Genomic DNA, 7,554 nt, shown 5'->3' on the forward strand with positions numbered 1-7,554 from the left:
GTGACAAAACTAAAACACTTTCTTACAACAATGTAATTTCTACGTCATGTACTTCGATAGTTGAAGTATCTCTCTTCTCTTATACTTAAAATAAGAAATGACACGAGGAGAGATGAGAGATGAAAAAAATGATAGAAGTGATTGTAGCAGTAACTGAGGTTTTAGTAAATGGTAAACAAGTTGCAATGGAATTAAATAAATAGTGAAGAAACACAAATAAATAATTTTACACTTCTTCATTATTTTGATTTCTTATCTCAAAAAAGCAGTGCCTTTTTAGGCACTGCTTTTAGCTATTAATAACTTGGTATTTTCATAATTTGCGCCACACCTGAATCAATGGCTGCTTTCGCTACAGCTTCCGCAACACTTGGAACAACTCTTTTATCTAACGGATTCGGGATTACATAATTCGCATTACGTTCTTCGTCCGTAATGATGTTAGCGATCCCATATGCTGCCGCTAATTTCATCTCTTCTGTAATATCAGTCGCGCGCACATCTAACGCACCACGGAATATCCCTGGGAACGCCAATACATTATTTACTTGATTCGCATAATCTGAGCGCCCGGTTCCTACTACAGCTGCCCCAGCCTTTAATGCATCCTCTGGGAAGATTTCTGGAATTGGATTCGCCATAGCAAACACAATTGCTTTCTCATTCATCGTTTGTACAAGTTCTTTCGTTAATACGTTAGGAGCAGATACGCCAATAAAAATATCAGCTTGATGAATCGCTTCTTTTAACGTTCCACGCACATATTCTCGATTTGTCTTTTTGGAAACTTCAATTTGTGCTTCGTTCATCCATGATTCACCTTCACAAACAATACCTTCTAAGCTAACTAACGTAATGCGCTTTGCACCAGCTTTTAATAATAATTTTCCAATTGCAATTCCTGCCGAACCCGCACCGTTAATAACAATTTTCACATTATCCATTTGTTTGCTAACAACTTTTAATGCATTAATAACAGCTGCTAAGACGACAATAGCTGTTCCATGTTGATCATCATGGAATACAGGAATATTCGTTTCTGCTTTTAATCGCTTTTCAATTTCAAAACAGCGTGGTGCCGCAATGTCTTCTAAGTTAATTCCTGCAAACGTAGGCTCTAAATTTTTCACAAGGGTAACGATTTCATCCACATCAGTCGTACCTAAACATAATGGGAAAGCATCTACATTCGCAAATTTCTTAAATAAAATACTCTTTCCTTCCATAACAGGCATAGCTGCTTTCGGTCCAATGTTCCCTAAACCAAGTACTGCTGTTCCATCTGAGACAACTGCCACCATATTACCACGTGCTGTATAGTCATACACTGTTTCTTCATCTGCTGCAATTGCTTTGCAAGACTCCGCTACACCTGGTGTATATGTCAGGCTTAAATCATCCGCTGAATTCACTTCTACTTTACTTGTAATTTCAATTTTCCCTACTAATTCTTTATGCAATAACAATGATCTTTCATTAATTTGATTTTCTAACATACTTATATTCTCCCCTTAATTTGACAAGCTAGCTATATGAATATAGCTAGCTTGTTTGATCATGAAAACATTTTTAATAAAATTGTCGCTGTTACAACCATTGCTGCCCCGCCTAAACGTGTTGAAATTTGCGCAAACGGCATTAATTCCATACGATTTGAAGCTGATAAAATAGCAACATCTCCAGTTCCACCTAAACCACTATGACATCCCGTTACAATTGCTGATTCAACTGGATACATTTTCATCACTTTCCCTACAAGAAAACCTGATGCTACCATTGTAAGAACAACTGATGCGCACACAACAACATATCCTACTGAAAGAACTGCTGCTACGTCTTTTAGCGGAATATATAGCAATCCTAATCCAACCATTAACGGCCAAGTTAAATTCTTTGAAATAAATTTATATAAATGGAATGCTCCTTGCTCCATTTTTGCTGGCATTAATTTAAAGTATTTCACAAGTGCTGCTGAGAAAATCATAATGATTGCCCCAGGAATACCGATGAACTTAGAAGCAAATCCTCCGAAGATGAAGAACGTACACGCAATTAATAAACCTGCTCCCATTAATGAGAAGTCAATTGGCTTCTCTGTATTTTGTTCTTTTAATAACTCGGCTTGATTGTCTGTTTTCACTAATACACCGTTACCACTAAGTTCCGGTTTCTTCTCACCTAAACGCTTCATATACCCTGCACTCACGATTGCGAACATATTTCCAATAATAGCCGCTGGAATAAGCTGTGATACAAACGTTGCTGATGATTCATTTAAAATATCACTATAAGCTAGCGACAATGGTAAAATCCCTTCCCCAATACCACCACTCACAATTGGTACGATGATAAAGAAAAATGTTTGCTTCATTTCAAACCCAAATAGTGAACCGACCAATAATCCTACTGCTACAGAAGCTAACGTCCCTACTACTAAAGGTATAAACATACGAACGAAACCTTGTACTAATACTTTACGATTCATTCCTAAAATACTTCCGACTACTAAACAAGAAATATATAAATATAAAAAGTTCGATTTTTTCATTAACATAGTCGCAGCTTCCATTGAAGCTGGATTCATCCAGTTAAAAAATACAAGTAATGATGGAATAAATAACGAAAGTATTGCCGGACCGCCGATATTTTTTAAAATTGGAATTCTCATTCCAATGTCGCCTAAGAAAATACCCATGATCATAATAACTGCAAATCCACCAATCATATCTGCTGGCAATTTATTATATACAGATGCCCCATAAATAATAGCAGCCAATACTACATATAACGGTAAAGGTATAACACCGATTTTTACATTCATAATTTTAGAAGCTAAAGATTCTCTTTGTACTTCATTTCCTTCAGAAAATGATACCGCTTCCACATTCTTTTGAATTCCCATATGGCACCCCCTTGTTTTCTTAATAACAATATTAAAACGCTTTCAATAGTAAAAATAGTTTTTGTAAGTTTTGTAATTGATTTTGTAATTAAAAAAAGTATAAGCGACTTATAATAAGTCGCTTATACGTAAAACTCTATTTTATTTTTGTCAATACATCTTAATTTACTCACTGGTCTTCCTACGTGTTGATACACCATTTCGTTTTCTAATACTCCAATTTCAGTCAAAAACATTACATACTTTCGAATAGAAACTCTTGAAACTCCAACTAATTGCGCCATTTCATCTGTTGTAAACGCTCGTCCATTCAGCGACTCGATCTTCTGCCAAATTAATTGCATCGTTTGCTTCGTTAATCCTTTCGGAAGCTCTTTAGTGACAGTAGGCTCTCTTTTTTCTTTTGGCAAAATTAACGAATCTAATTCCGATTGACTAATTTTTTGTTGTTCTTTCATGAAAGTAAGTTTTTCTCGATATATAGTTAACGCCTTTTTAAATCGTTCAAATGTAAATGGTTTAATTAAATAATCTACTACACCATATTGTAATGCTTTTTTAATACTCCCCATATCATGTACAGCTGAAATCATCATAATATCGATTTCTTTTTCTTGGTTGCGAATATACATTAAAAGCTCAAATCCAGTTTCTTCAGGCATAAAAATATCAAGTAATACTAAATCTACTCGTGATTCCTCTAATACTTCTATCGCTTCTTTAACGGAGTTAACTGCTTGAACAAGTTCAAACCCTCCTACTTGCTCTAAATAATGCGTATTTAACATCGCTACCATCGGGTCATCTTCTACAATTAAAACTTTAATCATATTTGCCTCTCATCCCTACCTTTAGGTATTTCAATTGTTATCGTTGTTCCCTTTCCTACTAATGAATGCATATGAATTTCCCCATTTATTCGCTGTATACTTTCTTTTACAAGATACAAACCATAACCGCGGTTATCTCCCTTTGTGGAATAACCTTTCGTAAATAATACCCCTATTTCTTCTTGTATACCTTTTCCCGTATCTTGTACTGTAATGGTTAATGTATCCCCATATTGTATCTCAACTTCAACTTGCTTCTTTTCACAATTCGTCACTGCCTCTAATGCATTATCAATTAAATTTCCGACAATCGTAATCAGTTCATGAGTAATACTTTCATCATCCATTTCCGGCATGTAAGAATCTTCACTTATGATTAATTTTATATTTTTCTCTCTAGCATAGCTAAGCTTTCCAAGTAAAAAGCCAGCAAATACTGGACTTTTTATTCTTTTCATAACCCCACCAATTTCATATTGATGCTCTGATACCATACCGCTTATATACTTCTGTAATTCTTCATACTGCTTCATGTGTGTAAGCCCTAATACGACATGCATTTTATTCATAAATTCATGCGATTGTGCCCGTAATGCTTCCGCATATAGCCTAATACCAGTTAATTCTTCTGCTAATTTTCTAATCTCTGTTTTATCACGAAATGTTGCAATTGCACCAACTATTTCTCCTTTTACATATAAAGGGACACGATTCGTCACAATCGTAATTCCATAAATATTTTGTTCTTCGTTTAATTGTATCTCTCCCGTTTGTAATACTTCTTTTATACGTGAATTAGGCATATACAACTCAACATCTTTACCGATAAAATCTTCTTCAAGTCCACTTTTCTTAAACAATCGTTTTGCCTCATTATTTATTAAAGTTACATTGGCTTCTTTATCTACAGCAATAATACCTTCCTTTACAGATTGTAGCATCGTATTTCTTTCTTCAAGAATTTTCGCTATCCTGTGAGGTTCAAGACCAAATAAACTTTTCTTTATATGTCTAGCTAGCAATATTGCTCCTATGATTCCGACTAGTACTCCAACTCCGACACCAATGTAAATGATATGTCTACTTTCCTTAACTCTCTCTTTTACATTATCTGCTGAAATACCAACGGCCACCGCTCCAAGTTGTTCACCTGTTTCAGAAAATACAGGTACAAACACTCGCATTGAAATACCTAAAGTTCCTTCTGCCAGCGATACATGTTCCTTTCCTTTCAATGCAGGCCCTTCATCTCCCCCAATAAAATGATGGCCTATTTTTTGAGGATTTGGATGTGATTTTCTTATTCCATTCATGTCCATAACTACAATAAATTGAACACCTGTGTTTTTTAATATTCTATTTGTATACGTTTGGATTGCAGAAGTATCTGCCTTTCCAATCAAACCATCGATTACAATTGAATCATTCGCCACAATGTGTGCAATTGTTTTTGCTTTCTCTGCTTGGCTATCCTCCGTCGTCCGTTCTACATTATGACTAATTAATATATCTGTCACAAGTAAAGAAAAAATTACAACTGTACAAACTAACAATGTAATCGTTTTCCATAAATTCCATAGTCTTCTTCTTTTTTTCATCCCGTTAATGACTCCCCTAATTGCTGAATAGAAAAATAAGTAAGGTGAAAATAATATCACCTTACTTATCTGCTGTTATTATACTTTAAATTTACTAGTCATCACTTGTAGTTCTTCGGCCATCCCAGCTAAGTTTTGCGAAGCTGAACTAATTTCTTCCATTGAATTCACTTGTTCTTCTGTTGAAGCAGCAACACTTTGCATACTAGCTGTATTTTCTTCTGCAGCCGCTGCAATTTCATCAATAGCATTTGTCACTTCATTTGCATCTCCAGCAATTCTCTTCGTTGTTTCTACCATTTGATTAACTTGAGAAACAATATGTGTAGTAGAAATTAAAATTTCCGTAAAACTTGCTTTCGTTTTTGTTACAACATCAAGGCCTTGTTGAACTTCTCCATTCACATTATCCATCGCCTTAACAGTATGTTCAATATCCGCCTTAATTTCTGCAATTAAATTTGCAATCTCTCCAGATGATTCTCCTGATTGCTCCGCTAATTTTCTAACCTCATCAGCTACAATAGCAAACCCTCGGCCCTGTTCACCTGCTCTTGCCGCTTCAATAGCCGCATTTAAAGCTAATAAGTTCGTTTGAGTAGCGATGTTTTGAATCGCTTCAGAAATAGCTCCTACCTGCTTTGATTTCTCATCAAGAAGTTTAATAATGGCATCTGACTCGGATACCGATCTAGAAATAGACTGCATTTGTTTTGCTGTTTGTTCAACCAATTCTTCCCCTTCTTCAGCTCTTTCTCTCGCATGTAATGAGGAGATAGAAATTGATTCCGCGCTTCCAGTTACATCTTGAATTGCTGTATTTACCTGTTGTAATGTAGCCGCACCTTCTTCAACACCTTGACTTTGTGACTCAGCCCCACCTGATACTTGTTCCATTGCAATTGTAATTTGATCTGTCGCATCATTTGCTTGCTGTACGCTCGCTGTTAACTCTTCAGCCGATGCAGCGACATGTTCTGCTGAAAAACTAATTTGAGTAATCACATCTTGTAAAGAGGCAGACATTTCATTAAATGAATTCCCTAATTTCCCTATATCATCCTTGGAATGGATTGTAATTTTCTCTGTCAAATCTCCCTTACTAATTTTATGTGCCGAGTCAGCTATTTTTCTTAATGGTCTTGTAATAGACTTTGTAATGAAATAAATTAATACACTACCAAATACAATAGCTATAGCAATGACAATCAAAGTCTTATAAAACACTGGATTCGCAGCTTGGGTAATTTCTTCGTCGAACATAACCCCGACTACTTTCCATCCTGTTTTCTCATTTGTTGCAAAGATTAAATTCTTTTTATCACCTTGTTCTGTATAAGACACATTTCCTTGTTTTTCTTCATAAATTGGTTTAATCCACGGATCAGTAACTTTTGTACCTGGTTTTCTAGAGGGATGACTAACAATTTGCTTATTTTGATCTAGAATAACTGCATAACCTTTTTCACCAATGTTAATCATTTTGGAAATTTTTAAGATGTTATCTAAATTTAAGTTAATTCCTATAACACCTTTACCATCTTTTACTTCTTTAGCAATTGTCACTACCATATTTTTAGTAGATGCTGATTGATATGGTGCAGTAACAATTACTTTCCCTTTATTTTCATGTGCTTCTTTATACCAAGATCTATCTGTTGGATTATACCCATCAGCCATTTGGATAAATGGTTCTCTTATAAACTTTCCTGCCTGTGTTCCAATATAAATACCTTCTACTTCTGGATGAAGTTTTATATATTGCGCTAACTTCGTTCTTACTATTTCTTCTTGTCCGTTTGGATATGTATCCTCTGTTAAAATGTCTGCAAAGTACGCCGCATCAACAAATTTCTCTTCTATATTTTGAGAAATAACAGTATTTAAAACTGAAATATTTTCCTTTGCTTTACCTGTAATTTGTTGTTCAAAATTTATTTTGGCAGTTTGATATGAAACACCACCGATAATAAGTCCTGGTATAGTTAAAATAAGAAAAAATGAAATGATTAATTTTTTCTTAATACTCATACATTTAACCCAGTTAAATATTTTTTGCATAATAATCCTCCTTTATGTAATGTGGATACTTGTGTAATTTTATACAAATAACATATATAAAACAATATATAATGATAACATGTAATTTTTTTGTCAATTATGCATTTTTACATATTCACTACTTCTAAATATTTAATCATAAAAAATAAGAGAACTTCAGCTT

The 7,554-nt window shown here is 34.6% G+C and carries 5 protein-coding genes and 1 pseudogene; all 6 read right to left on the bottom strand.

What is annotated here, in order from left to right; translation table 11 throughout:
- Window positions 1-296: 296 nt before the first annotated feature.
- Window positions 297-1,496: an NAD(P)-dependent malic enzyme gene (locus DN392_RS08635; protein WP_000892416.1), complete on the bottom strand. Its 1,200-nt coding sequence runs from the start codon at window positions 1,494-1,496 to the stop codon at window positions 297-299.
- Window positions 1,497-1,555: 59 nt separating this feature from the next.
- Complete coding sequence (locus DN392_RS08640) at window positions 1,556-2,902, bottom strand: 2-hydroxycarboxylate transporter family protein (RefSeq protein WP_000512727.1); 1,347 nt, start codon at window positions 2,900-2,902, stop codon at window positions 1,556-1,558.
- A gap of 122 nt (window positions 2,903-3,024) precedes the next feature.
- Complete coding sequence (locus DN392_RS08645) at window positions 3,025-3,732, bottom strand: response regulator (protein ID WP_000598660.1); 708 nt, start codon at window positions 3,730-3,732, stop codon at window positions 3,025-3,027.
- Window positions 3,729-5,330, bottom strand: coding sequence for a sensor histidine kinase (locus DN392_RS08650; protein ID WP_000747343.1), 1,602 nt, complete (start codon window positions 5,328-5,330; stop codon window positions 3,729-3,731). Before DN392_RS08650 ends, DN392_RS08645 begins: the two co-directional genes overlap by 4 nt.
- 78 nt (window positions 5,331-5,408) lie before the next feature.
- The gene (locus DN392_RS31355; protein ID WP_435555053.1) at window positions 5,409-6,356 is read right to left on the bottom strand and encodes a methyl-accepting chemotaxis protein; all 948 of its coding nucleotides are present in this window, start codon (window positions 6,354-6,356) and stop codon (window positions 5,409-5,411) included.
- Window positions 6,348-7,391: pseudogene (locus DN392_RS31360) on the bottom strand (HAMP domain-containing protein); the annotation flags it as partial. The pseudogene DN392_RS31360 and the gene DN392_RS31355, both read right to left, overlap by 9 nt.
- Window positions 7,392-7,554 lie beyond the last annotated feature (163 nt).

The sequence above is a fragment of the Bacillus sp. BB51/4 genome (assembly GCF_008368845.1).
Taxonomy (GTDB): Bacteria; Bacillota; Bacilli; order Bacillales; family Bacillaceae_G; genus Bacillus_A; species Bacillus_A wiedmannii.

Coding starts and splice junctions, on each gene's coding strand:
- DN392_RS08640 (WP_000512727.1), bottom strand. CDS start 2,902: ATGGGAATTCAAAAGAATGTGGAAGCGGTATCATTTTCTGAAGGAAAT.
- DN392_RS08645 (WP_000598660.1), bottom strand. CDS start 3,732: ATGATTAAAGTTTTAATTGTAGAAGATGACCCGATGGTAGCGATGTTA.
- DN392_RS31355 (WP_435555053.1), bottom strand. CDS start 6,356: ATGTCTGCCTCTTTACAAGATGTGATTACTCAAATTAGTTTTTCAGCA.
- DN392_RS08650 (WP_000747343.1), bottom strand. CDS start 5,330: ATGAAAAAAAGAAGAAGACTATGGAATTTATGGAAAACGATTACATTG.
- DN392_RS08635 (WP_000892416.1), bottom strand. CDS start 1,496: ATGTTAGAAAATCAAATTAATGAAAGATCATTGTTATTGCATAAAGAA.